This window comes from Micromonospora sp. LZ34 (genome assembly GCF_052981855.1).
The window spans coordinates 191,056-213,991 of the sequence record NZ_JBRIQN010000009.1 but is presented as its reverse complement, the minus strand read 5'-3'; the positions used below and the strand labels follow the sequence as shown (position 1 = coordinate 213,991).

The window sequence follows — 22,936 nt, the reverse complement described above, 5'->3', positions numbered from 1 at the left end:
GCCGACTCGGCCAACCCGGACACCGCCTCCTACCGGATGAGCGTGGACAACCTGGCCGACTGGATCGCCACCCGCGGCTACACCGCCTGACCCACAACCAGAACAACCACGAAGGGCCGGCCCCCGGGGGCCGGCCCTTCGCCGTCTCCGCCGCGCGTTTTCGGGCACCGGGAGCGGGAACCCGGCCGGCGGGAGGGAACCGACCGAACGCCGAGGGGAGTGGTCCGGTGGGGCAGCGCAGCGTGGGTACGGTCGCCCCGGTGCGGCGTACGCCTGTGGCCGGCGCGCCGCTGTACTGCGACGCCAGGGAGTACGGGCTCACCGGCGACGGCGTGACCAACGACCAGCCGGCGCTGGCCGCGCTGGTGGACCGCCTCGGCGAGGGCTACGCGGCCGACGGGCGGGCCCGGGTCATCCACTGCCCGCCGGGGATCTACTCGATCCGGGACGCGGGCACGGTCTGGCGCAGCGGGGTGTCGCTGATCGGCGCCGGACCGGGGGCGACCCGGTTCGTGCTGAGCAACGAGGGGAACCGGTCGGACCCGACGCCGCTGGCGTTCTGGACCACCGTGCAGCACGGCGCGGACCGGGACCGGCACATCGCCGACTGCACCTTCGCCGACTTCGAGATCGACGGCTCCGGCGTGGCCATGGTGCAGTACGACTACCTGGCCAAGGGGCTCGGCCTGCAGTACGTGGTGCGCGGCGTCTTCCGCAACCTCTACATCCACCACACCGGGGCGACCGGTCTCGGCTGCGACTTCCTCCAGGACAGCCTGATCGACGGGGTGGTGGTGGTCGGTTGCGGCCGGCTGGACAACGGCGAGGAGATGGGTGGCGCCGGCATCGGCGTGGGCATCGGCGGCTGGGGTGCGGTGGAGCGGCTCACCATCGCCAACTGCACCGCCCTCGGCAACGGCACCAACGGCATCTTCCTGGAGCTGCAGAAGGACTACTGGACCCCGCCGCGCGGCTACCGCATCATCGGCTGCCACAGCGAGGCGAACCGGTTCGGCATCTCCGACTGGGGCGCGGACGGCCTGATCGTCTCGGCCTGCACCATGACCGGCAACCTGGAGGCCGGTTTCGACGTGTCGGCCAACGGCACCGCGGGGATCGCCGGTCGCGGTGGCATGCTCACCCACTGCGTCATCGACGGCAACATCGGCGACGGGGTGAACATGGGCAACACCCCCGGCCCGTACACGGTGCGGGGAAACCGGATCAGCCGCAACGGCGGGCACGGCTACCGCGAACACGTGCTCGGCGACGGCTTCCAGGGCCCGGCGCTGGACGTCGTGATCGAGAGCAACGAGATCTGGGAGAACGGCGGCGACGGGATCCGGATCGACCGGCCGATGACCGACCCGGTGCTGGTCGGCAACCGGATCCGCAACAACGGGCGGCGATGCGCGCCGGCGGCGAGCGGCGGCGGCGAGTCGGTGCGGTACGGCAGCAGGTCCATGACGGACCGGACCGCCGACTGGACCCCCGACGGGCACCGGGGCAAGGTGCTGCGGGTCGGGTCCCGTACCGCGGTGGTGGCCGGCAACACCGACACCGAACTGACCCTGGCCGAGATCCGCCCGGACGGCGCGACCGCCTGGAACGAGGACACCCCCACCCCCGGCACCCGGTACGACCTGCCCGACGCCCTGCCGACGCGCGCCGGGATCACCGTCAACGCTGCCGTCGACTCGGCCATCGTGCGCGGCAACCGGATCTGGGACCGGCGGGACCAGCAGACCCAGACCTACGGGGTGTGGGTCACCGAGCGGGGCAGGTGCGTGGCCTGTCGGATCGAGGACAACGACTTCGCGGGCAACGCCGAGGGCCCGGTGCGGCTGGACACGCCGCTGGTCGGCGGTGCCTGGGACCGCAACCACCACGACGTCCCCTGACCGCGCCGCCCGGCGGGCCGCTCAGGCCGCGTCGTCGGCCGGTTTCGCCGCGGTGGCCTGCGTGTGCCGGTCACGCAACCGGGCCCGGATCTCCTCCGGGGTGTACGCGCGCCGCCGCCGTTCCGCGCGGGCGATCACCACGCCGGACGCTGCGACACCGGCGAGACCCGCGAGCCCGAGCACCTTCCACCACCGCATCCGTCGCCGCATCGGCCTAGGGTAGACGTCCATGAGGGTGCGAATCAGTGGTCCGACCCCCGGCGGCGTGTCGCCGGCGGCCGTGGAGCGGGCGCGGGCATGACCATCAGCCTGGACGAGGCGGTCGAGCTGACCCGCACCGGTGACCTGTGGGTGTTCCGCGGTCGCAGCGTGCCGGACCGGGCCATCCAGTTCACCACCAACAGTCCGGTCAACCACGTCGGCATGGCCGTGGTGCTGGACGACATGCCGCCGCTGATGTGGCACGCCGAGCTCGGCCGGTCGCTGCCGGACCTCTGGTCGGGCACCCACCAGCGCGGCGTGCAACTGCACGACCTGCAGGACGCGGTCTGCGTCTGGGCGAACCGGTACGGCCAGCGGGCCTGGCTGCGCCAGCTCGACCCGCCCGCGGACGCCGGGATGGAGGACGCGGTGCTGCGCACCGTCGCCCGCCTCGACGGCACGCCCTTCCCCTCCACCGCCCAGCTCGCCTGGCGCTGGCTGCGCGGACGGGTCCCAGCGGTCCGGCTGCCCGCGCCGGGGCGCCGGGCCGGTTCCGGCACGCCGGTGCGCGACCGCGCGCTGGAGTCGGCGTACTGCGCGGAGGTCGTCGCGGTCACCTACGAGGCGATGGGGCTGCTCCCGGCCGGACGGCGGCCGAACTGGTACGACCCGGGCCGGTTCTGGAGCGGCGACGATCTCGGCCTGGCCGGCGGTGCCCAGCTCGGAGCCGAGATCGAGGTACGCGTCCCGGCGCGCTGAGGTTTGGCGGGCCGGCTGACCGGCAATTGTCAGCGCCGTGAGAGCCTCCACCGACCTGGACACGCTGACCGACTTCTTCGACCGGTACGGCGTGGCGCTGACCGCCGGCGACGTGCCCGCCATCGCCGGCTGCTACGCCCTGCCCGGGCTGGTGGTGGCCGACACGTACAGCTTCTCGTTCACCTCGCCGGCGGCGGTCGCACTGTCCTTCGTGGGCGCCGCGCCGGATTACCAGGAGCACGAACTGGTCGCCGCGCACGCCGCCATCGAGGACGTGCAGCCGGTCTCCGCCCTGCTGACCATAGTGGCCGTCGAGTGGGAGTTCCTGGACAGCCAGGGGCGGGCGGTGCCCGGGGAGCGGTACCGCTACCTGCTGCGCACCACCGACCAGGGCCCGGTCATCTGCACGGTGGTACGAGCCGGCTGACCGGCGGCGGCGGTCAGGGCCGGCCGGTGGGCACCCAAAACCGCAGTTTGCCGGCCCGTTCGTCGGCGAGCACCCCGCCGTTGCGCTCGATCACCCGGCGCGAGCCGACGTTGTCGACGTCGCAGGTGACCAGGGCCGGGTCGATGCCGAGCCGGTGCGCGACCGGCAGCGCCGCCCGCAGCATCGCGGTGGCGTGCCCGCGGCGGCGGGCGGTGGGCCGTACGTCGTAGCCGATGTGGCCGCCGGCCTCCCGCAGCAGCGGGGTGAGCCGGTGCCGGACGGAGATCCGGCCGAGGTACTCGTCGCCGTCGACCCACCACAGTGTGGTGTCCGGCGCCCAGCCCTCCGGCCGGGGCGTGTCCGGCAGCGCCTGCGCCTGCAGGTCGGCCGCGAAGCGGGCGAACGCCGCCGGTCGGTGCCAGGTCGCGGCGTACCGGCGGATCTCGGCGCCGACCATGGTGTGGTCCTGGCGTTCGCCCCGGCCCTCGGCCCGGAACTCGGCCATCGCGGCCAGGAAGCTGGCATGTACCCGTTCGGTCGGCGGCGTCAAGGCGGGCATGTGCCGATCACACCCGAACCGCCGCCGGCCGGCCAACCGTTTTCGGGGGCGTACCGGCCGGTCGGTCGGATCGCGGTCGGCCCCGTTCCGGCCGACCGAACCGGTGGCTAGGCTGGCGCTTCGGCTCGACGTGCGGTGGGCCGGGGATCTCCGCGAGGAGGCTCTGACAAAAGGGGGACGGATGTCGGTGCGGCCCGCCGGGGACCCTGGCCCGCGTACCGCATCCCGGGTGCTGGCGTCGGCGCCCTGGGTCATCGTCCTGCTTGGTGTCGCCCTGCTGGCCGCGATGCTCGTCGTCGCGCTGCTGGCGTTCCGCGGTCCCGAACGCCGTCCGGCGGCGGCGACACCCCCGGCGCAGCCGCTGTCCATGCCTTCCCTGCCCGTGCTACCCGGGGAGCCGGCGGCGTCCCCGCTGGCACCGACTCCGACCCGGACGGCTGTTTCGCCCTCGGCCCCGGCGACCTCGCGACCGCCGGTGCCCGCCGTCGACGGCTCGCCGGACACCAACGCCGGCCGCCCGAGCGCCGATGACGACGGCGAACTGACCGCCAGCTACCGGGTGACCGAGAGCGACCGCGACTCCTTCACGGCGCGGCTGGTGATCCGCAACGGCACCGACGGGGCCCGCGACTGGCGGGTAGAACTGCTGTTCGGCGGCAACGTGAAGAGCATCGCGGTCTCCTCTGGCGGCTCCGGGATCTCGGTGACCGCCACCGGCGGCGGCGGGTACGTGCTGCGCGGCACCAGTCCGCTCGGTGCGGGGCAGACCCGGACGATCGGCCTGCGGTTCACCCGGCACGGCACCGGCGACCGCCCCGGCACCTGCACGGTGAACGGCGCCGCCTGCGTCATCGGCTGAGCGGCGGTACCGGGCAGCGCGGCGCCGGGCCGACGCCACCACCGTGCCGCCGACCGCTACGCTGCGGACGACCGCTGGAGGAGAGACATGTCCGGCACGCGCCGATCCCCGAGCAAGTCCTACGGCAGGACCGCCCTCGCGTCCTCGCCCTGGATCGTGGTGTCGATCGGCGTGGCCGTGATGGTGGTCCTGCTGGTCGTCGCGCTCGGGGCGTACCGGGGGCGCAGCCCGGGGTTCGACGCGCAGCCCGGCCCGCCACCCACGGTCGCCCTGCCCGAGTTGCCGCTGCCCCCGACCGGTTCCGCCACGCCCACCCCGCGCGCGTCGCGTACGCCGGTCGCCCGCACGTCCAGCCCGTCCACTCCGGACCGGCCCACGCCGAGCCGCGGCAGCCGCTCGCCCTCGCCCACGTCCAGCGGTGACGGCGCCCCGCTGGCCGCGCCGCCGCCCGGGTCGTCGCCGGTGAGCGGCCGGTACCGGGTGGTGGAGTCGTTCCACGGCGGGTTCGTCGGCGAGGTGCTGATCCGCAACACCTCCTCGACCAGACGGGACTGGCGGGCCCGGTTGGTCTTCCCCGGCGGGCGGCTGGTCAGCGCGTGGCTGGAGGGCGCGCCACAGGGGACGGCGGATCGGTTCGAGGACGGCTTCACCTACCGCAGCGGCGAGGATCTGGCCGGCGGCGCCTCGGTCGCCCTGCGGTTCTACGTCGAGGACGCGGACAGCCGCCCGGCGAGCTGCACCGTCGAGGGCGTCGCCTGCACCGGTCTGTAGCACTAGGAACGTCACGGCCCGGCGCGGGACAGCGCCGGGCCGTCCTTTTGCAAGCGTACTGCTTTGTTGCGACGCTGTTTGCAAGGTATTGCAGAATGTTTCGGCAAGGGCTAGCGTGCGGGCGAATCAGCGACCAGAGGAAGGCCGTCGATGAAACCCCCGCCGATACCGCGCAAGGCCCTGCTCGCCCTCGTCTGCCTGCTCGCCCTCACCCTCGTCGCGATTCCGGTCGCCGTGCGCCAGTTCGAGGGCACCGCCACCGGCCGGGCGGGCACCGACCCGCTCGCGGTCGCCGGCGCGGTCCAGTGGACCGCCGAACCCTCCGCCGCGGCGCTGCTCGAGGCGGGCGCCGACGACGCCCGAGCCGAGCAGTTCTACTTCGTCCTGCCGGACCGGTTCGCCAACGGCGACCGGCGCAACGACCGGGGTGGACTGGGCGGCGACCGGCTGAGCACCGGCCTCGACCCGGCCGACAAGGGCTTCTATCACGGCGGCGACCTCAAGGGCGTGATGGACCGGCTCGACTACATCCAGGGGTTGGGGACGACGGCCATCTGGCTCGCCCCGGTCTTCAAGAACCGGCCGGTGCAGGTCAGGGGAGCCGACGTCTCCGCCGGCTACCACGGTTACTGGATCACCGACTTCACCCAGGTCGACCCGCACTTCGGTACCAACGAGGACCTGAAGCGGCTGGTCAAGCTCGCCCACCAGCGCGGCATCAAGATCTACCTGGATGTCATCGTCAACCACACCGCGGACGTCATCCGGTACGGCGAGTCCGCCACCTACGTGGACAAGGCCAGCGCGCCGTACCGGGACGCGCAGGGGCGTGCCTTCGAGGATCGCAACTACGCCGACGGCAGCCGCGACTTCCCGGCGGTGAACGCCAAGTCGTTCCCGTACCCCCCGACCTTCGCCAGGCCGGCCGACGCCAAGGTCAAGGTGCCGGCGTGGCTGAACGACCCCACCATGTACCACAACCGGGGCGACTCCACCTTCGCCGGGGAGAACAGCGAGTACGGCGACTTCTTCGGCCTGGACGACCTGTGGACCGAGCGTCCCGAGGTGGTGCGCGGCCTCACCGAGGTCTACTCGGACTGGGTGCTGCAGACCGGGGTCGACGGCTTCCGGCTGGACACCGTCAAGCACGCCAACCTGGAGTTCTGGCCGCAGTTCAGCCAGGGCGTCGAGCGGGCCGCCGCCCGCGCCGGCAAGCCGGACTTCTTCATGTTCGGCGAGGTCTACAGCGCCGACCCGGAGTTCACCTCCAGCTACGTGCGGCGGGGCGGGCTGCCGGCCACCCTCGACTTCGCCTTCCAGGAGGCCGCCCGCGGCTACACCGCCGGCGACGGCTCGGCCAGGGCGCTGGCCGACGTGTACGCCCGCGACGACCTCTACAACTCCCGGGACACCGACGCCCGCCGGCTGCCCACCTTCCTCGGCAACCACGACATGGGCCGGATCGGCGCGTTCATCGCGGGCGGTGGCACCGACCCGGCCAGCCACCTGCGCCGCGACCAGCTCGCCCACGAGCTGATGTTCCTGACCCGCGGCCAGCCGGTGGTCTACTCCGGCGACGAGCAGGGCTTCACCGGCACGGGCGGCGACAAGGACGCCCGGCAGGACATGTTCGCCTCGCGCACCCCCGACTACCTCGACGACGACCTGCTCGGCACCGACCGCACCCACGCGGTCGACCAGTTCGACCCTACGCACCCGCTCTACCGCTCCATCGCGGAGCTGGGCCGGCTGCGCCAGGCCCACCCGGCGCTGCGCGACGGCGTCCAGGTCACCCGGTACGCCGCCGACGGCCCCGGCGTCTTCGCCTTCTCCCGGATCGACCCGAAGCAGCGCACCGAGTACGTCGTCGCGGTGAACAACGCCGCCACCGCGCAGACTGTCACCGTGGAGACCTGGTCGGCCGGCGCCACCTTCACCGGCGTCTACGGCGGGTCGGCCGCCCCGGTCGCCGCCGCCGACGGCAGGCTCACCCTGACCGTGCCGCCGCTGTCGGCCGTGGTGCACCGCGCCGGCACGCCGATCGCGCTGCCCGACGGCACGCCGGCGGTCACCATCACCGCCCCGGCCCCCGACCAGCCGGTCGCCACGAAGGCCGCCGTCACCGCCCAGGTCACCGGCGACCCGCTGGCCACCGTCACCGTCGCCGCCCGCGTGGCCGGCGGGAAGTGGACCCTGCTCGGCAGCGCCGACCGGGCTCCGTACACGGTGCACCACGACCTGACCGGCCTGGCCGGCGGCACGACGATCGAGTACAAGGCGGTGGTGCGGGACGGCAAGGGGCGGACCGCGACCGCCCGCTCCACCGCCACCGTGGGCACCCCCGGGCAGGCGGCCGCGCGGGACTGGGTGGTGGTGCACTACCAGCGCCCCGCGGGTGACTACGCCGACTGGGGCCTCTACGCCTGGGGCGACATCGACCCGGCGTACGCCACCGAGTGGCCGAAGGGGCAGCCGTTCGCCGGCGCGGACTCCTACGGCCGGTTCGCCTGGGTGAAGCTCAAGCCCGGCGCGAAGTCGGTCGGCTTCCTGGTGGTCGACAAGGACGGGAACAAGGACGTCGGGCAGGACCGCACCGTCGACGTGACGCAGACCGGCGAGATCTGGGTCAAGCAGGGCGACCCGACGATCTACCCGACCCGGCAGGCGGCCACCGGCGAGCCGGACCCGCCGGTCTCCGAGGGCACCGCGGTCATCCACTACCGCCGGGCCGACGGCAACTACGACGGCTGGGGCCTGCACCTGTGGGATGGTGCGGCCAACCCGACCGACTGGGCCACCCCGATGCCGCCGACCAGCGTGGACTCCTTCGGCGCGGTCTTCCGGGTGCCGCTGGCCGCCGGCGCCACCGGGCTGAGCTACATCATCCACTCCGGAGACGAGAAGGACCTGCCCGAGGACCAGCGGCTCGACTTCGCCAGCGCCGGCCGGGAGGTCTGGCTGCTCGCCGGCACCCGGGGCCGGCTGCTGCCGTCGACCGCGACCGGCAGCGGGCGGGACACCGACATCACCAAGCAGCAGGCGCACTGGATCGACCGGTCCACCGTCGCCTGGCGCACCGGTCCCACCGACGGCCGGACGTACGCCCTGGTGACCGCGCCGGCCGGCGGGGTGACCGTGGTCGACGGCGAGCTCGCCGGGACGTACACCTCGCTGCCGCTGCGGGCGCAGCGCAACGGGCTCACCGAGGCCCAGCGCGCGGCCTTCCCGCACCTCTGGGCGTACCAGAGCTTCACGCTGGACCGGCGGGACCTGGCCAAGGTGCCGGCGGCCCTGCGCGGCCAGCTGCTGGTGACCGAGCGGGACGCCGAGGGCGAGCTGCTCGCCGCCACCGGCGTGCAGATTCCCGGGGTGCTCGACGACGTCTACGCCCGAGCCACCGACGCCCGCCTCGGCCCGACCTTCACCGGCGGGGTCCCGACGCTGGCGGTCTGGGCGCCCACCGCCCGCACGGTCTCGCTCCAGCTCTTCGACTCGCCCACCGGACAGCCGAGGACGGTGGCGATGAGCCGCAACGACCGCACCGGCGTCTGGTCGGTACGCGGCGCGCGCGCCTGGACCGGGAAGTACTACCGCTACCAGGTCGAGGCGTGGCAGCCGGCGGCCCAGCAGGTGGTCACCGCCGCGGTGACCGACCCGTACTCGCTGGCCCTCGCGCCGAACTCCACGCACAGCCAGATCGTCGACCTGGCCGACCCGGCGCTGGCCCCGGCGGGCTGGGCGCGGCTGCGCAAGCCGGCGGCGGTGCCGCCGACCCGGGTGCAGATCTCCGAACTGTCGGTGCGCGACTTCTCGATCGCCGACACCACCGTGCCGGCGGAGCGGCGGGGCACCTACCTGGCGTTCACCGACCCGGCGACGGCCGGCATGAAGCACCTCACCGCGCTCGGTACGGCCGGGGTGACCCACCTGCACCTGCTGCCCGCGTTCGACTTCGCCACCATCCCCGAACGGCGGGCCGACCAGCGGCAGCCCGCGTGCGACCTGGCCGCGCTGCCGCCGGACTCGGACGAGCAGCAGAAGTGCGTCGCGGCCGTCGCCGACACCGACGGCTACAACTGGGGGTACGACCCGCTGCACTACACGGTCCCGGAGGGCGGCTACGCGGTCGACCCGGCCGGGGCGAAGCGGACCACCGAGTTCCGGCAGATGGTCGCCGGGGTGAACGGCGCCGGGCTGCGGGTGGTGATGGATGTCGTCTACAACCACACCTCGGCCGCCGGCACCGACCCGAAGTCGGTGCTCGACCAGGTGGTGCCCGGCTACTACCACCGGTTGCTGGAGGACGGGACGGTGGCCACCTCGACCTGCTGCGCCAACACCGCCCCGGAGCACGCGATGATGGGCAAGCTGGTGGTGGACTCGGTGGTCACCTGGGCCAGGGCGTACAAGGTGGACGGGTTCCGGTTCGACCTGATGGGCCACCACCCGAAGGCGAACATCGTGGCCGTGCGGAAGGCGCTGGACGAGCTGACCCCGGCTCGGGACGGCGTGGACGGGAAGTCGATCCTGCTCTACGGCGAGGGCTGGAACTTCGGCGAGGTGGCGAACGACGCCCGCTTCGTGCAGGCCACCCAGGCGAACATGGCCGGCACCGGGATCGGCACCTTCAACGACCGGCTTCGCGACGCGGTACGCGGCGGCGGGCCGTTCGACGCCAACCCCCGGGCGCAGGGCTTCGCCTCGGGCCTGTTCACCGACCCGAACGGCGATCCGGTGAACGGTTCCGCCGCCGACCAGCGGGCCCGGCTGCTGCACCAGCACGACCTGATCAAGGTGGGGCTGACCGGCAACCTCGCCGGCTACCGGTTCACCAACTCGGCCGGCGACCGGGTCAACGGCGCCCAGGTCGACTACAACGGCTCGCCCGCCGGCTACACCGCCGCGCCGGGGGAGGCGGTGACCTACGTCGACGCGCACGACAACGAGATCCTGTACGACGCGTTGGCGTACAAGCTGCCGCAGGACACCTCGGCGGCGGACCGGTCCCGGATGCAGGTGCTCGCGCTGAGCACGGTGGTGATGGGGCAGGGCACCGGCTTCGTCACCACCGGCACGGAGCGGCTGCGTTCGAAGTCGCTGGACCGCAACTCGTACAACTCGGGGGACTGGTTCAACCAGATCCGGTGGGACTGCACCCAGGGCAACGGGTTCGGCGTTGGCCTGCCGCCCGCGCAGGACAACCAGGACAAGTGGTCGTACGCCCGGCCGCTGCTGGCCGATCCGGCGCTGGTGCCGGACTGCGCGGCGATCGACACCACCGCCGCCCGGTACGCCGAGCTGCTGCGGATCCGGTCCTCGTCGCCGGTGTTCGGGCTGACCACCGCCGAGCAGGTGCAGCAGCGGGTCGCCTTCCCGCTCTCCGGCGCCGCGGAGACCCCCGGCGTGCTGACCATGACGCTGGACGGTCGCGGCCTGGACCCGCGGTGGATGTCCGTCATCGTGGTCTTCAACGCCACCGCGGAGGCGGCGACGCAGCGGCCGACCGGGCTGCGCGGGGCGGACGTGACGCTGCACCCGGTGCTGCGCACCTCGGCCGACCCGGTGCTGCGGACCGCCTCGTTCGACGCGTCGACCGGCACGTTCACCGTTCCGGCGCGGAGCGTCGCGGTGTTCGTGCAGCGCTAGTTCGCACGGGGTCGGCCCCCTGCCACCTCCGGTGGCAGGGGGCCGACCTTTTCCGTCGCTGTTCGGCCTGTCGCGTTACTCAGTCGAAGCAGTCCTCGACGGTGTTGGCGCAGTTGGTGGGGTCGTTGTCGGTGATGGTGGAGTCGTCGTCGAGCTTGACCTTGCCATCGTTGTTGAAGATGCCGCCGGCGATCCCCTTGTGGTCCTTGTCCCGGTCGTTGTCCCGGCCGTTGTGCCGGTCGTTGTCCCGGTCGTTGTTCTTGTCGTCGTTCTTGTCGTTGCCGTTGTCGGCCTTGTTCTTGGTGACCTTGGTGTTGGTCAGGGTCACCTTGCCTTCGTTGTTGTAGATGCCGCCGCCGTTCTTGCGGGCGAAGTTCTCCTTGATCTTGGTGTCGCGCAGGACCAGGGTGGCCGCGTCGTCCTTGCGGTCGTCGCGGTCGTCGTGGTCCTTGTGGTTGGACCAGGAGCCCTGCCAGGCGGCCGGGCCGTACATGTTGCCGCCGTTGTGCTTGTCCTCGAAGGGCTTGCCGTTGAAGATGCCACCGCCGAAGCGGCCCGCGCTGTTCTCAAGGATCTCGGTGTCGGTGACGGTGGCCGTGGCGCGCTTCTCCTCGTCCTTGTCGTCGTCCTTGTCCTTGTCCCGGCCCTTGGACCAGTGGTTCTTCTCGTCCTTGTCCTTCTCGTCGCTGCTGACGTTGTAGATGCCGCCGCCGTCCTTGTGGGCCTTGTTCTTCTCGATCTTGCTGTCCTTGACCTTCAGGACGGTGTCGACGGCGGCGATGCCGCCGCCGTTCTCGCCGGCGGTGTTGTTCTTGACGAAGGTCCAGCTGACCTCGACGAAGCCGTCGTTGCTGAACAGGCCGCCGCCGTTCTTCTTGGCGGTGTTGCCCTCGATCAGGGTCTTCTCGATCGTGACGGTGCCGGCCTTGTTGTCGTCGCGGTCGTCGCGGTCGTCGCGGTCGTCGTGGCGGCCGCCGCTGCTGAGGTTGTCCTTGCCGTTCTTGTCCTTGTCCTTGTCCTTGTCCTTGTCCTTGTCCTTGTCGTCCTTGCCGTTGGCGACGCCGCCGCCGTTCTTGCCCGCAGTGTTGTTGGTGATGCGGGACTCGGGGCCCTTGCCGTCGTGGGAGCCCGTGACGTCGAGGACGCCGGCGTTGAAGATGGCGCCGCCGTCCTTTCCGGCGTGGTTGTTGTCGAAGGTGCTGCCCTCGGCCTTGACCCGGCCGAAGTTGGCGATGGCACCGCCGTTGTTCTCGGCGCTGTTGAGGAAGAACTTGGCGTTCACCAGGTGGGCCTCGCCGCCGCGTTCGACCAGCAGGCCACCGCCGTCGCCCTCGTGCTCCTTGTCGTCCTTGCGGTCCCGGTCCTCGCGGTCCCGGTCCTCGCCGTCCTTGCCGTTCCAGTCCTTGCCGTCCTTGCCGTCCTTGCCGTTGCCGGACGACGCCTGGCCGGCCGCCCGCTGCGCGGCCGCCTTCTCGACAGCAGCCTTCAGGGCAGCCGCCAGCTTGGCCTCCGCCTGCTGCGCAGCCGTCGGCTTCGCGGCCGCCGGCTGCGCCGGGGCGGGCGCCGGGGCCGGAGCACCGCCACCGGTCCCGGACTGGTTGCCGTTGTGCTTGTCCTTGCCGTTGTGCTTGTCCTTGCCGTCGTGCTTGTCGTCCTTGTCGTCGTGCTTGTCCTTGCCGTCGTGCTTGTCCTTGCCGTCGTGCTTGTCGTCCTTGTCGTCGTGCTTGTCGTCCTTGTCGTTCTTGTCGTCCTTGCGGTCCTCGCCGGCGGCGCCGTTACGGACCTCGACGTCCTTGAGGGTCAGGTCGCCGCCGTTGGCGACGCGGAAGATCCGGAAGCCCTCCTCGGCTTCCCGCTTGATCGTCGCGCCGTTGCCCTCGATGGTGATTTCCTGCTTGATCGTCGGCAGGCCCGCCTCGGACTTCTTGTCGTGCTGGTCGAGCTCGTAGGTGCAGTCCTTGGCCAGCTTCAGGGTGCCGCCGTCGTCACGGTTGGCCAGGTCGAGGGCCTCGACGAGGTCGTCGTCGTCGCACTCCACCTCCCGCACGTCATCGCGGTCGTCCTTGTCCCTGCCCTTGTCGTCCTTGTCCTTGTCGTCCTTGTCCTTGTCGTCCTTGTCCTTGTCGTCCTTGACCTCGTCCTTGGCCTTGTCCTTGCCGTCGTCGCTGACCAGCTGGGAGGTCGACCACTTGACGTCGGTCACTCGGTGCGCACCGGTTACCCCGGTGGTGGCGTAGGCGACGCCCGCGAGGCTGACCGCTCCCGTGAGGCCAGCAACGCCGGTGACGAGCCAGAGCCGGCGCCGGCGGAACGGTGACGTCTTCTCGCCGGTCGCGTCAGTGTTATTGCGAAGGTAGTTGGACATCAGAGCTCTCTGCCCTCTCCTTGTACCCAGACAAGGTCGCTTCGCCGTGGCGAGGCGGCCTTCGCTACAAATCGGTTGTAGCTGCTGAACAACACCGTATGAGAGTGTTCCTCACTATGCGGGCGTATCTGAAGAAACCCCGCATTAGGTATGCCCGACGCGGAGGGCAGGAGCGGGGACACCCAGGACCCGCCCGGCATGACCGGTGCGGAGAACGCGGCCGGTGGCGGAAAGCTCGCGGCGACGCCGCGGAGGGTCAACGGTGATGATCGGGCACGCTCAACCCGTAGCGCCCTGGCGATGGCAGGCGCACCCCGACAGCCCGCTTCGGTCCTACTCCGGTGGTGGAGCGACCGCGGTCCGGGCAGGTGGGAAGGGCGAGATCAGGCCACGACGCCGACGGGCCCCACCATCGGCATCCTGGCGACGAGATACGTCGCAGACGCCGGCGGTGGGGCCCGCCGTGGTCGTACGTGCGGGGTCAGCCCGGCAGGCGGGGGCCCGCCTCGCGCTGCTCGGCCAGCCAGGTCTCCACCTCGTCGGCCGCCCGGGGCAGCCCGGCGGAGAGGTTCACCGCGCCGGTGGCGGTGACCAGGACGTCGTCCTCGATCCGCACGCCGATGCCGCGCAGCTCCTCGGGGACCAGGTCGTCCTCGGGCTGGAAGTAGAGCCCCGGCTCGACGGTGAGCACGTAGCCCTCGCCCAGGGTGCCGTCCCGGTACACCTCCTTGCGCGCGTTGGAGCAGTCGTGCACGTCGATGCCGAGCATGTGGCCGAAGCCGTGCAGCGTCCAGCGCCGGTAGACGGTCGACTTCTCGTCCATCGCCTCGTCCACGCTCACCGGCAGCAGGCCCAGGTCGGCCAGGCCCTCGGCGAGCACCCGCATGCAGGTCAGGTGCACGTCGCGGAACTTCACGCCCGGCTTGATGACGTCGATGCCGGCCTGCTGCGAGGCGTGCACGATGTCGTAGACCTGCCGCTGCAGCGCGGTGAACCGGCCGTTGACCGGCAGCACCCGGGTCACGTCGGCGGTGTAGAGGTTCCGGTTCTCCACGCCCATGTCCATCAGCAGCAGCTCACCCGGACGGGTGGCGCCGTTGTTGTGCACCCAGTGCAGGATCGTGGCGTGCTCGCCGGCGCCGACGATCGAGTTGTAGCCGACCTCGTTGCCGTCGTGCCGGGCACGCAGCGCGAAGACCCCCTCCAGCAGCCGCTCGGAGACGGCCCGGTCCGCCGGCAGCACCCGGGCCACGTCCTCGAAGCCCCGGACGGTGGCGTCGATGGCGTCCTGGAGCTGGGCGATCTCCCACTCGTCCTTGACCAGCTTCAGCTCCGAGATGGCGATCGCCAGCTCCCGGTCCCGGGCCGGCTGGCCCTCGGCGCGCTGACCGTCGTACGGGTGCACGGCCGCGTCCACCCGGGCGTCGAAACCGCGCAGCACCCGGGTACGCCCCGGCGCGAGGTCGGCCAGCGCGGCCTCGAGCTCGGTCAGGTCGGCGGTCGGCAGGCCCAGCTCGGTCGACTTCTCGCCGAGGGTGTGCCGGCGCCCGACCCACAGCTCGCCGTGCCGGCTGCGGAAGAACTCGTCGGTGGCCCGGGAGGACCGGGGCCGCATGTACAGCGTCGCGTCGTGCCCCGAGCCGTTCGGCCGCAGCACGAGCACGCTGTCCGGGTCGTGGTCGCCGGTCAGGTAGGCGAAGTCGCTGCCCGGCCGGAACGGGTGGTCCGTGTCGTTGGCGCGTACCTTCTCGCCGCCGGTGGGGATCACCAGCGTCTCGCCCGGGAAGGCCGCGGAGAGCGCGGCCCGGCGCTTGGCGTAGTTCGGCACCTCCGGCCGCGGGCCGACCGGCAGCGCGGTGTCCCGCCAGCCCTGCCGCATGAACGACAGGAACGCCTCCGGGAAGTCCGGGTCGTGCGATTCGGTGCCGTCCGCCGGCTTGCCGCCGGTGCGTTCCTCGGTCATGCTCGCTCCCTCCTCGTTGCTGGTCCCGACGGTACCGCGCGGCCGTCGGTCGGACGGACCCGGCGGTCGCCCGCCGCGGCCGGGCGGGTGCGACCTCGTCCGACGCGGCGGCCGGAGCTGCCGCGGGCCGGCGGTGGTACGGGCCGCGACCGGGCCGGGCCCGTTACCGATAGTCGCCGCGCGAACCGCCGGAGCGTTGGTGCCGGAGGCCGCCGCGGGCCGGAGCGGGGAGAGAGCCTGCGGTGCCGCGACGTCCGCTCCGGTCGCGTGAAAAGATGACCCCCATGTGCGGACTCCTGGCCTTCTTCAGCGCGCGCGGCGACGCCGCGGCCCACCGCGACAACATCGCCGGAGCGTTGGAATGCCTGCACCACCGCGGGCCGGACGAGACCGGTGTCGAGGTGGTCGGCGACGCCTCCGGTCGCTACGCGGACGGGGTGTTCGCCCACAAGCGGCTGGCGATCATCGACGTGGCGCTCAGCCACGAGCCGTTGCCCTACGCCGGCGGGCGCTACCTGCTCACCTTCAACGGCGAGATCTACAACTACATCGAGCTGCGCGAGGAGCTGATCCGCGACTACGGCGCCCAGTTCGCCACCAACGGCGACGGCGAGGTGATCGTCGCCGGTTACCACCACTGGGGTGAGCAGGTGCTCACCCGGCTGCGCGGCATGTTCGCCTTCGTCATCTGGGACCGGCAGGAGCGGCGCGCGTTCGGCGCCCGCGACTACTTCGGCATCAAGCCGCTGCACTACCTGGAGACCGCGGACGGGCTCTACCTCGCCTCCGAGAAGAAGGCGCTGCTGCCGTTCGCGCACTCGAACTACCAGGGCGACGCGGGCATCGACACGGCCAACCTCAGCCACTACCTGACCCTGCAGTACGTGCCGGAGCCCGGCACCCTGCACAAGGGGATCAACCGGATCGGCTCCGGGGAGTACCTCACCTGGACCCCGGGCGGGCGGATCGAGGTGCGCCGGTGGTACCGGCCGGTGTTCCGGCCCGCCCCGGTCGACGACGAGCAGAAGCTCTACCACGAGATCCGGGAGACGCTGCGGGAGAGCGTCCGGATGCACATGCGCTCGGACGTGCCGGTCGGCTCGTTCCTGTCCAGTGGCATCGACTCCACCGCGGTGGTCGCGCTGGCCCGCGAGTTCAACCCGAACATCCTCACCTTCACCGTCGGCTACGACGTGCCCGGCTACTCCGAGATCGACGTGGCCCAGGACTCGGCCCGCCACCTCGACGTGACCACCATCCCGACCAAGATCGGGCCGCAGGACATGATGGAGGCGCTGCCGAAGATCGTCTGGCACCTGGACGACCCGGTGGCCGACCCGGCGCTGGTGCCGCTCTACTTCGTGGCGAAGAAGGCCGCCGAGCACGTCACGGTGGTGCTCTCCGGCGAGGGCGCCGACGAGTTCTTCGGCGGCTACACGATCTACCGCGAGCCACTCTCGCTGAGCGGCGTCAACGGCCTGCCCGGCGGCGTGCAGAAGGGGCTGCGGGCGGTCTCCAAGGCCATTCCGCAGGGGGTCAAGGGCAAGAGCTTCCTGGAGCGCGGCACCACCCCGATCGAGCAGCGCTACTACGGCAACGCCCGGATGTTCACCGAGGAGGAGAAGCAGCACCTGCTGCGCCGCTACGACCCCTCGGTGCGCTACACCGACGTCACCGCGCCGATCTACGCCGAGTGCACCGAGCTGGACGACGTCACCAAGATGCAGTACGTCGACCTCTACACCTGGCTGCGCGGCGACATCCTGGTCAAGGCCGACCGGATCTCGATGGCCCACTCGCTAGAGGTCCGGGTGCCCTTCCTGGACCGCGAGGTCTTCGACGTGGCGGCGAAGATCCCGGTGGACCTCAAGCTGCCGCCCCGCTCCGACGCCACCAAGTACGCCATGCGCCAGGCGTTGCAGGGCGTGGTGCCGCCGGCCATCGTCAACCGCCGCAAGCTCGGCTTCCCGACCCCCACCCGGGTCTGGCTGCGCGGCGAGATGTACGAGTGGGCCCGGCACGTGCTGGCCACCTCCGGCGCCGGCGACCTGCTCGACCTGTCGTACGCGCTGCGGCTGCTCGAGGAGCACAAGCGGGAGGAGGCCGACCACTCCCGCAAGGTGTGGACGGTGCTGATCTTCTGCGTCTGGCACGCCATCTTCGTCGCCAAGACCCTCGACCCGGGCATCCAGCGCAACCAGTCCGCCCTGCTCACCAAGCCCGTCGTCGGCTCCATGGTCCGCTGACCCCGACCGTCCCCGCCCCCGCGCCGGCGCCCACGCCGGCCTCGCGTTGATCATGAGGTTTGCGTCACCGGGATCGCTCCCGGATGACGCAAACCTCATGATCGTTTCAGCGGGGCCGGGCGGCCGGGTGGGTGGGTCAGCGGCCGGTGCAGGTGACGGTGGGGAGGGTGTTGGTGCCGGTGGTGGTGGCGAGGAAGCCGAAGGTCGTGGTGCCCTCCGGGGCGATCGTGCCGTTCCAGGAGAGGTTGCTCGCCGTCACCGACGCCCCGGACGTGGTCTGCGACGCGTTCCAGACCTGACTGATCGACTGGCCGCTGGGCCAGGTCCAGTTCGCCGTCCACCCGGACCAGGTCGACGTGGTGTGGTTCATGATCATCACTTCGCCCTGGAACCCGCCCTGCCAGGAGTTGACCACCTTGTAGACCGCCATGCAGTCGCCGCTGTGCGGCGGCGGGGTGGTCGGGTTCGGCGGGGGAGTGGTCGGGTTCGGCGGCGGCGTGGTCGGGTTCGGGGGCGGGGTGCCACCCGGTCCGACGCCGGTCACCTCACCGTTGCCGCCGTCGAAGGTGACGTCCGAGCAGCCGAAGAAGTTCTCCTGGCTGTCCGAGCGGACCCAGCGGGAGTAGATGATGTGCCGCCCGCTCTTGCCGGTCGGCAGGTTGCCGCTGAAGTAGTAGTGCCCGTCGTTGGTGCCGACCGCGCCGCGCTGCGGCGGGTTGGTCACCGTCAGGAACGGCTGCTCCTCCAGGTCGCTCCAGGCCAGCGGCCGGGTCGGGCTCCAGCTGTCCTTGGTCACGTAGAAGTAGAACGTGCCCGGGTGGTGGGCCCAGTTGCTGTAACGGAACTCCATCCGCGCCCCGGCGGTCAGGTGGGTCAGCGGCCAGTCGGTGCGGGCCAGGTCGTAGCCGCGGAAACCGGTGTTGCCGCCGCTGCACAGCTGTCCGTCCGGGATGAAGCCGACGGTCCGGCCGCCCGCGTCCGAGCGGAGCACGCTGAACCAGTTGTAGAGCGAGTTGGCGCCGCTCTGCGCGACCGCGGCGGAGCAGGCGGGGTTGTTCGGCCGGATCTCGCCGGTGGCGGTGAGTCCGTCCTTCCAGCACAGGAACGTCCGGCTGCCCGGGGTCATCGCGGCGCCGTGCGCGGCGGCCGGATCGGGGCCGCTGACCAGCGCGACGGCCCCCACGAGGAGGGTCGCGGCCGCGGTGAGCAACGCGGCCGTACGGGAACGGTGGGACACGGGTTCTCCTGACTCGCGGGGCGTGCCGCCCGAGCCGCCCCGCCGGGAAACGCGCGGGTGGCGGTGGCCGCCCCACAGCGACGAGCGGATACGACGATCGCGGCAACGTGCCCCGGCCGGCGGGACGCGCGCCGTCAACGGCCCGCCCGGCGGGCCGACGCCCTCGCGAAGGAACCCGGCAGCCGGCGGCGCGGCAGCCCCCGCACCGCCCGGCATGCGTCATCCCACCACGCGGGGGACCGCAACGCAATAGCCGTCTCTCGATGTGTCAATCGACAGTCAGAGCAGCTTCTCCAGCGTGATCGGCAGCTCGTACTGGCGGCGGCCGGTGGCGTGGTGGACGGCGTTGGCGATGGCGGCGCCCGCGCCCACCACGCCGATCTCGCCCACCCCCTTCATCCCGAGCGGGTTCACCGCGTCGTCGCGCACCTCGACGGTGTCCACCACGACGTCCGGCGCGTCCGCGTTGACCGGCACCAGGTAGTCGGCGAGGCTGGCGTTGGCCCAGCGCCCCAGCCCCGGATCCATCCGGGTGACCTCCAGCAGCGCCTGGCCCAGCCCCCAGAGCATCCCGCCCATCAGCTGGCTGTGCGCCGTCTTGCGGTTGAGCACCCGGCCGGGCGCGAACACCCCGACCATCCGGCGTACCCGGACCACGCCGAGGTCGGCGTCCACCGCCACCTCGGCCATCTGCGCGCCGAAGGTGTGCACCCCGTACTCGGCGTCCTGCGGCGGCGGGTCCCAGCTGCCGAGCACCTCCACGTCCGGGGTCAGGGTGCGGTGCAGCAGGTCGGCGTACGTTTCACCGACGTCGGGACGGTCGCAGAGCACCATCTTGCCGTCGTGCACCTCCACCCGGGCCGGGTCGGCGCCGCGCAGCGGCGAGTGGTCGTCGGCCACCGCGCGCCGGATCAGCTGGTCGCGCAGCTGGGTCGCCGCCACGTGTACGGCGCAACCGACCGCGCTGGTGCCGGCCGAGCCCACCGCGGCGGTGATGTTCGGCAGGTCGCTGCTGCCGCCCACGAACCGGACCCGCTCCACCGGGATGCCCAGCGCGTCCGCGGCGACCTGCGTCATCGCGGTGAAGACCCCGGTGCCGAACTCCGAAACACCGGCCTCGACCACCGCCGTGCCGTCGTTGTAGAGGCGGGCCCGGGCCCGCTGCGGGTTCACCGGCTGGGTCACCGGGTAGAGCGCGCTGGCCATGCCGGTGCCGATCAGCCACTGCCCCTCCCGGCGGGAGCCGGGCCGGGGGCCGCGGTCGCGCCAGCCGAACAGCTCGGCCGCCCGCTCGTAGCACTCCTTGAGCCCGCTGCTGGACCAGGGCTTGCCGCTCTCCGGATCGGTCTCCGAGTAGTTGCGCAGCCGCAACTCCAGCGGGTCGACGCCGATCCGCTCGGCCAGCTCGTCCATCGCGCACTCCAGCGCGACCATTCCGGTCGCCTCGCCCGGGCGCGCATGAAGGTCGGGGTGACGGTGTTGCCCCGGACCAGGTGGTAGATGCCCTCGTAGTTCGGGCTGGTGTACGCCACCGACGGGCTCTGCAACGACGGCTCGGCCCAGTCGTCGAACGGTGAGGTGAGGGAGATCTTGTGGTGCCGCAGGGCGGTGATCCGCCCGTCGGCGCGGGCGCCGAGCGTGATCCGCTGCTCCTGCTCCTCGCGGTGCCCGCAGGAGGTGAACATCTGCTCCCGGGTGAGCACCAGCCGCACCGGCCGGCCCACCTGCCGGGCGGCCAGCGCGGCCAGCGCCGGGTGGTGCCAGACCATCGCCTTGGAGCCGAAGCTGCCGCCCACGGCGTGGCTGACCACCCGGATCGAGATCGGAGGGAGGCCGAGCAGCTCGGCGAGGGTGAACTGGACGGCGTTCGGCCCCTGGGTCGAGTCGTAGACGGTCAGCCGGTCGACGTCCTCCCAGACCGCCGTGCTGGCCGAGGGCTCGATCGGGTTGTGGTGGTTGGGCGCGAACCGGTAGGTGGCATCGACGCACACCTCCGCCTCGGCCAGCGCCTTCGCCACGTCGCCCCGGGACGCCTGTCCGGGCAGTAGACCGCCGAAGATCCGCTCCGGCACGTACGCCCGGTCGCGGCCCTGGTCGAGCAGGGTGGTGGCGGGCGTCGGGGCGTACTCGACCCGGATCAGGGTGCCGGCGTGGTCGGCGCGCTCGATGGTATCGGCGACCACGACCGCGATCGGCTGCCCGCCGTAGTGGACGGTCTCGTCCTGCATCGGGAAGAAGGTCTGCCCGGGCGCGGCGAGCCCGGCCAGCGACGGCAGCAGTCGCGGCACGTTGGCGACCCGGCCCAGGTTGCGGTGGGTGAGCACGGCCAGCACGCCCTCGGCCCGCTCCGCCTCGCTGGTGTCGATCGCGGTGATCCGGCCGCTGGCGATCTTCGCGTTCACCAGCACCGCGTGGGCCAGGTTGGGCACCGGGACCTCGGCCGAGTACCGCGACTCGCCGCGTACCTTGTAGCGGCCGTCCACGCGGTTCAGGGTGGCGCCGATCGCCGGGCTCATGCCGGTCCCTCCCGCTCCGCCAGCTCCGTTAGCGCGCGGACGATGGTCCGCCGGGCCAGCTCGATCTTGAAGGCGTTCATCCCGTGCGGTACCGCCGACGCGAGCTCGGCCTCGGCCGCGCGGGCGTACGACTCGGCGGTCGCCGGCGCCCCGTCGAGCACCCGCTCGGCCGCCCGCGCCCGCCACGGTTTGGTGGCCACCCCGCCGAGGGCCAACCGGATCTCCGCGATCCGGCCGCCGACCACCGACATGGCCGCGGCGACCGCGACGAGCGCGAACTCGTACGACTCGCGGTCCCGGATCTTGGTGTACCGGGAGCGGGCGGCGACGGGCAGCGGCGGCAGGTCGATGCCGGTCACCAGCTCGCCGTGGGCCAGCGGGTGCTCCCGCTCGGGCGTCCGGTCGGGGAGCAGGAAGAAGTCGTCGATCGGGATGCTGCGCGGCCCGGCTGGTCCCTCGGTCCGCACCACCGCGTCCAGCGCGACCAGCGCCACCGCGAGGTCGGACGGGTGGGTGGCGATGCAGCAGTCACTGGTGCCGAGCACCGCGTGCCCCCGGTTGACCCCGTCCAGCGCGCCGCACCCGGTGCCGGGGGCACGCTTGTTGCAGGCCGCCTCGGTGTCGCGGAAGTAGGTGCACCGCACCCGCTGCATGAGGTTGCCGGCGACGGTGGCCATGTGGCGCAGCTGGGGAGAGGCGCCGAGCAGCAGTGACTCGGACACCATCGGGTAGCGCTCGCGCACCGCCGGCTCCTCGGCCACGTCGCTCATCCGGGCCAGCCCGCCGAGCCGCAGCCCCCCGCCGGGCAACTCCTCGACCCGGTTCAACGGCAGGTCGTTGATGTCGACCAGGCGGCGGGGCTGCTCGACGTAGATGCGCAGCAGGTCGACCTGGGTGGTGCCGCCGGCCAGGAAGGCGCTCTCCGGGTCAGCGGCGACGGTGCCGATCGCGGTGCCGACGTCGGCGACCCGGGAGTAGCTAATGGGACGCACCGCTGCCCCCATGCTCGTCCCGGACTCGCCGGATCGCCGCGCGGATGTGCGGGTACGCCGCGCAGCGGCAGATGTTGCCGCTCATGTACTCGCCGATCTCGGTGTCGTCGCCGGCGTGGCCTTCGGCCAGCAGCGCCACCGCCGACATGATCTGACCCGGCGTGCAGTAGCCGCACTGGAAGGCGTCGCAGTCCAGGAAGGCCTGCTGCATCGGGTGCAGCGGGTCGCCGTGGGAGAGACCCTCGATCGTGGTCACCTCGCGGTGCTCGCAGCTGATCGCGAGCGTCAGGCAGGCCAGCACCCGCCGCCGGTCCACCCAGACCGTGCAGGCGCCGCAGGCACCCTGGTTGCAGCCCTTCTTCGTCCCGGTCAGGTCCAGCCGGTCCCGGAGGGCGTCGAGCAGGCTGACCCGCGGCTCAACGGACATCGTCCAGGTCTCCCCGTTCACCCGCACGCGCACCTCGACCTCGCCCGGCCCCCGGACCACCGCGCTG

At 72.1% G+C, this 22,936-nt stretch carries 16 protein-coding genes and 1 pseudogene; 8 read left to right on the top strand and 9 right to left on the bottom strand.

Annotation, left to right across the window (positions count from 1 at the left end):
• Both ACVCAH_RS13225 and ACVCAH_RS13220 read left to right on the top strand, forming a co-directional pair.
• Positions 1 to 90, top strand: a pseudogene (locus ACVCAH_RS13225) (C39 family peptidase); the annotation flags it as partial.
• A 137-nt stretch (positions 91 to 227) separates the two neighbouring features.
• Positions 228 to 1,901, top strand: a complete 1,674-nt coding sequence (locus ACVCAH_RS13220; protein ID WP_447136382.1) for a right-handed parallel beta-helix repeat-containing protein — start codon at positions 228 to 230, stop codon at positions 1,899 to 1,901.
• Positions 1,902 to 1,922: 21 nt separating this feature from the next.
• Here ACVCAH_RS13220 and ACVCAH_RS13215 read toward each other — a convergent pair whose 3' ends face one another.
• A complete protein-coding gene (locus ACVCAH_RS13215; protein WP_447136401.1) occupies positions 1,923 to 2,111 on the bottom strand; it encodes a hypothetical protein in 189 nt (62 codons plus the stop codon).
• An 87-nt stretch (positions 2,112 to 2,198) separates the two neighbouring features.
• On the opposite strand from ACVCAH_RS13215, the gene ACVCAH_RS13210 reads away from it, so the two are divergent.
• Both ACVCAH_RS13210 and ACVCAH_RS13205 read left to right on the top strand, forming a co-directional pair.
• Entirely contained in the window at positions 2,199 to 2,861 is a 663-nt protein-coding gene (locus tag ACVCAH_RS13210; protein WP_447136381.1) for a hypothetical protein, read from the top strand.
• Positions 2,862 to 2,898: 37 nt separating this feature from the next.
• Complete coding sequence (locus ACVCAH_RS13205; RefSeq protein WP_447136380.1) at positions 2,899 to 3,288, top strand: hypothetical protein; 390 nt, start codon at positions 2,899 to 2,901, stop codon at positions 3,286 to 3,288.
• Positions 3,289 to 3,301: 13 nt separating this feature from the next.
• Here the strand turns inward: ACVCAH_RS13205 and ACVCAH_RS13200 are convergent, their stop codons facing one another.
• Positions 3,302 to 3,847 (bottom strand): GNAT family N-acetyltransferase, encoded by a 546-nt coding sequence (locus ACVCAH_RS13200; protein WP_447136379.1) that lies wholly within the window; start codon positions 3,845 to 3,847, stop codon positions 3,302 to 3,304.
• Positions 3,848 to 4,028: 181 nt separating this feature from the next.
• On the opposite strand from ACVCAH_RS13200, the gene ACVCAH_RS13195 reads away from it, so the two are divergent.
• The 3 genes from ACVCAH_RS13195 to pulA all read left to right on the top strand — a co-directional run bounded on the left by ACVCAH_RS13195 (position 4,029) and on the right by pulA (position 11,123).
• A complete protein-coding gene (locus ACVCAH_RS13195; protein ID WP_447136378.1) occupies positions 4,029 to 4,706 on the top strand; it encodes a cellulose binding domain-containing protein in 678 nt (225 codons plus the stop codon).
• An 87-nt stretch (positions 4,707 to 4,793) separates the two neighbouring features.
• Positions 4,794 to 5,477 (top strand): cellulose binding domain-containing protein, encoded by a 684-nt coding sequence (locus ACVCAH_RS13190; protein WP_447136377.1) that lies wholly within the window; start codon positions 4,794 to 4,796, stop codon positions 5,475 to 5,477.
• Between the two features lie 150 nt (positions 5,478 to 5,627).
• Complete coding sequence (pulA, locus tag ACVCAH_RS13185) at positions 5,628 to 11,123, top strand: pullulanase-type alpha-1,6-glucosidase (protein WP_447136376.1); 5,496 nt, start codon at positions 5,628 to 5,630, stop codon at positions 11,121 to 11,123.
• 79 nt (positions 11,124 to 11,202) lie between these two features.
• Here the strand turns inward: pulA and ACVCAH_RS13180 are convergent, their stop codons facing one another.
• On the bottom strand, positions 11,203 to 13,488 hold the full coding sequence (locus ACVCAH_RS13180; RefSeq protein ID WP_447136375.1) for a hypothetical protein: 2,286 nt from the start codon (positions 13,486 to 13,488) through the stop codon (positions 11,203 to 11,205).
• A gap of 481 nt (positions 13,489 to 13,969) precedes the next feature.
• Entirely contained in the window at positions 13,970 to 15,451 is a 1,482-nt protein-coding gene (locus ACVCAH_RS13175) for an aminopeptidase P family protein (RefSeq protein WP_447136374.1), read from the bottom strand.
• Positions 15,452 to 15,735: 284 nt separating this feature from the next.
• Here ACVCAH_RS13175 and asnB point away from each other — a divergent pair, with 284 nt between their 5' ends.
• Positions 15,736 to 17,697 (top strand): asparagine synthase (glutamine-hydrolyzing), encoded by a 1,962-nt coding sequence (asnB, locus tag ACVCAH_RS13170; RefSeq protein WP_447136373.1) that lies wholly within the window; start codon positions 15,736 to 15,738, stop codon positions 17,695 to 17,697.
• A gap of 136 nt (positions 17,698 to 17,833) precedes the next feature.
• On the opposite strand, the gene ACVCAH_RS13165 is transcribed toward asnB, so the two are convergent.
• From ACVCAH_RS13165 to ACVCAH_RS13145, 5 genes are all read right to left on the bottom strand, one after another.
• On the bottom strand, positions 17,834 to 18,934 hold the full coding sequence (locus ACVCAH_RS13165; RefSeq protein WP_447136372.1) for a lytic polysaccharide monooxygenase auxiliary activity family 9 protein: 1,101 nt from the start codon (positions 18,932 to 18,934) through the stop codon (positions 17,834 to 17,836).
• Positions 18,935 to 19,213: 279 nt separating this feature from the next.
• Positions 19,214 to 20,212, bottom strand: a complete 999-nt coding sequence (locus tag ACVCAH_RS13160) for a xanthine dehydrogenase family protein molybdopterin-binding subunit (RefSeq protein WP_447136399.1) — start codon at positions 20,210 to 20,212, stop codon at positions 19,214 to 19,216.
• Positions 20,152 to 21,450 carry a xanthine dehydrogenase family protein molybdopterin-binding subunit gene (locus ACVCAH_RS13155; protein WP_447136371.1) on the bottom strand — a complete coding sequence of 433 codons (1,299 nt, stop codon included), beginning with the start codon at positions 21,448 to 21,450 and terminating at the stop codon, positions 20,152 to 20,154. The genes ACVCAH_RS13160 and ACVCAH_RS13155 overlap by 61 nt, the downstream gene beginning before the upstream one ends.
• Positions 21,447 to 22,442, bottom strand: a complete 996-nt coding sequence (locus ACVCAH_RS13150; protein ID WP_447136370.1) for an FAD binding domain-containing protein — start codon at positions 22,440 to 22,442, stop codon at positions 21,447 to 21,449. The genes ACVCAH_RS13155 and ACVCAH_RS13150 overlap by 4 nt, the downstream gene beginning before the upstream one ends.
• On the bottom strand, positions 22,429 to 22,902 hold the full coding sequence (locus ACVCAH_RS13145) for a (2Fe-2S)-binding protein (RefSeq protein WP_447136398.1): 474 nt from the start codon (positions 22,900 to 22,902) through the stop codon (positions 22,429 to 22,431). The genes ACVCAH_RS13150 and ACVCAH_RS13145 overlap by 14 nt, the downstream gene beginning before the upstream one ends.
• Positions 22,903 to 22,936: the final 34 nt, after the last annotated feature.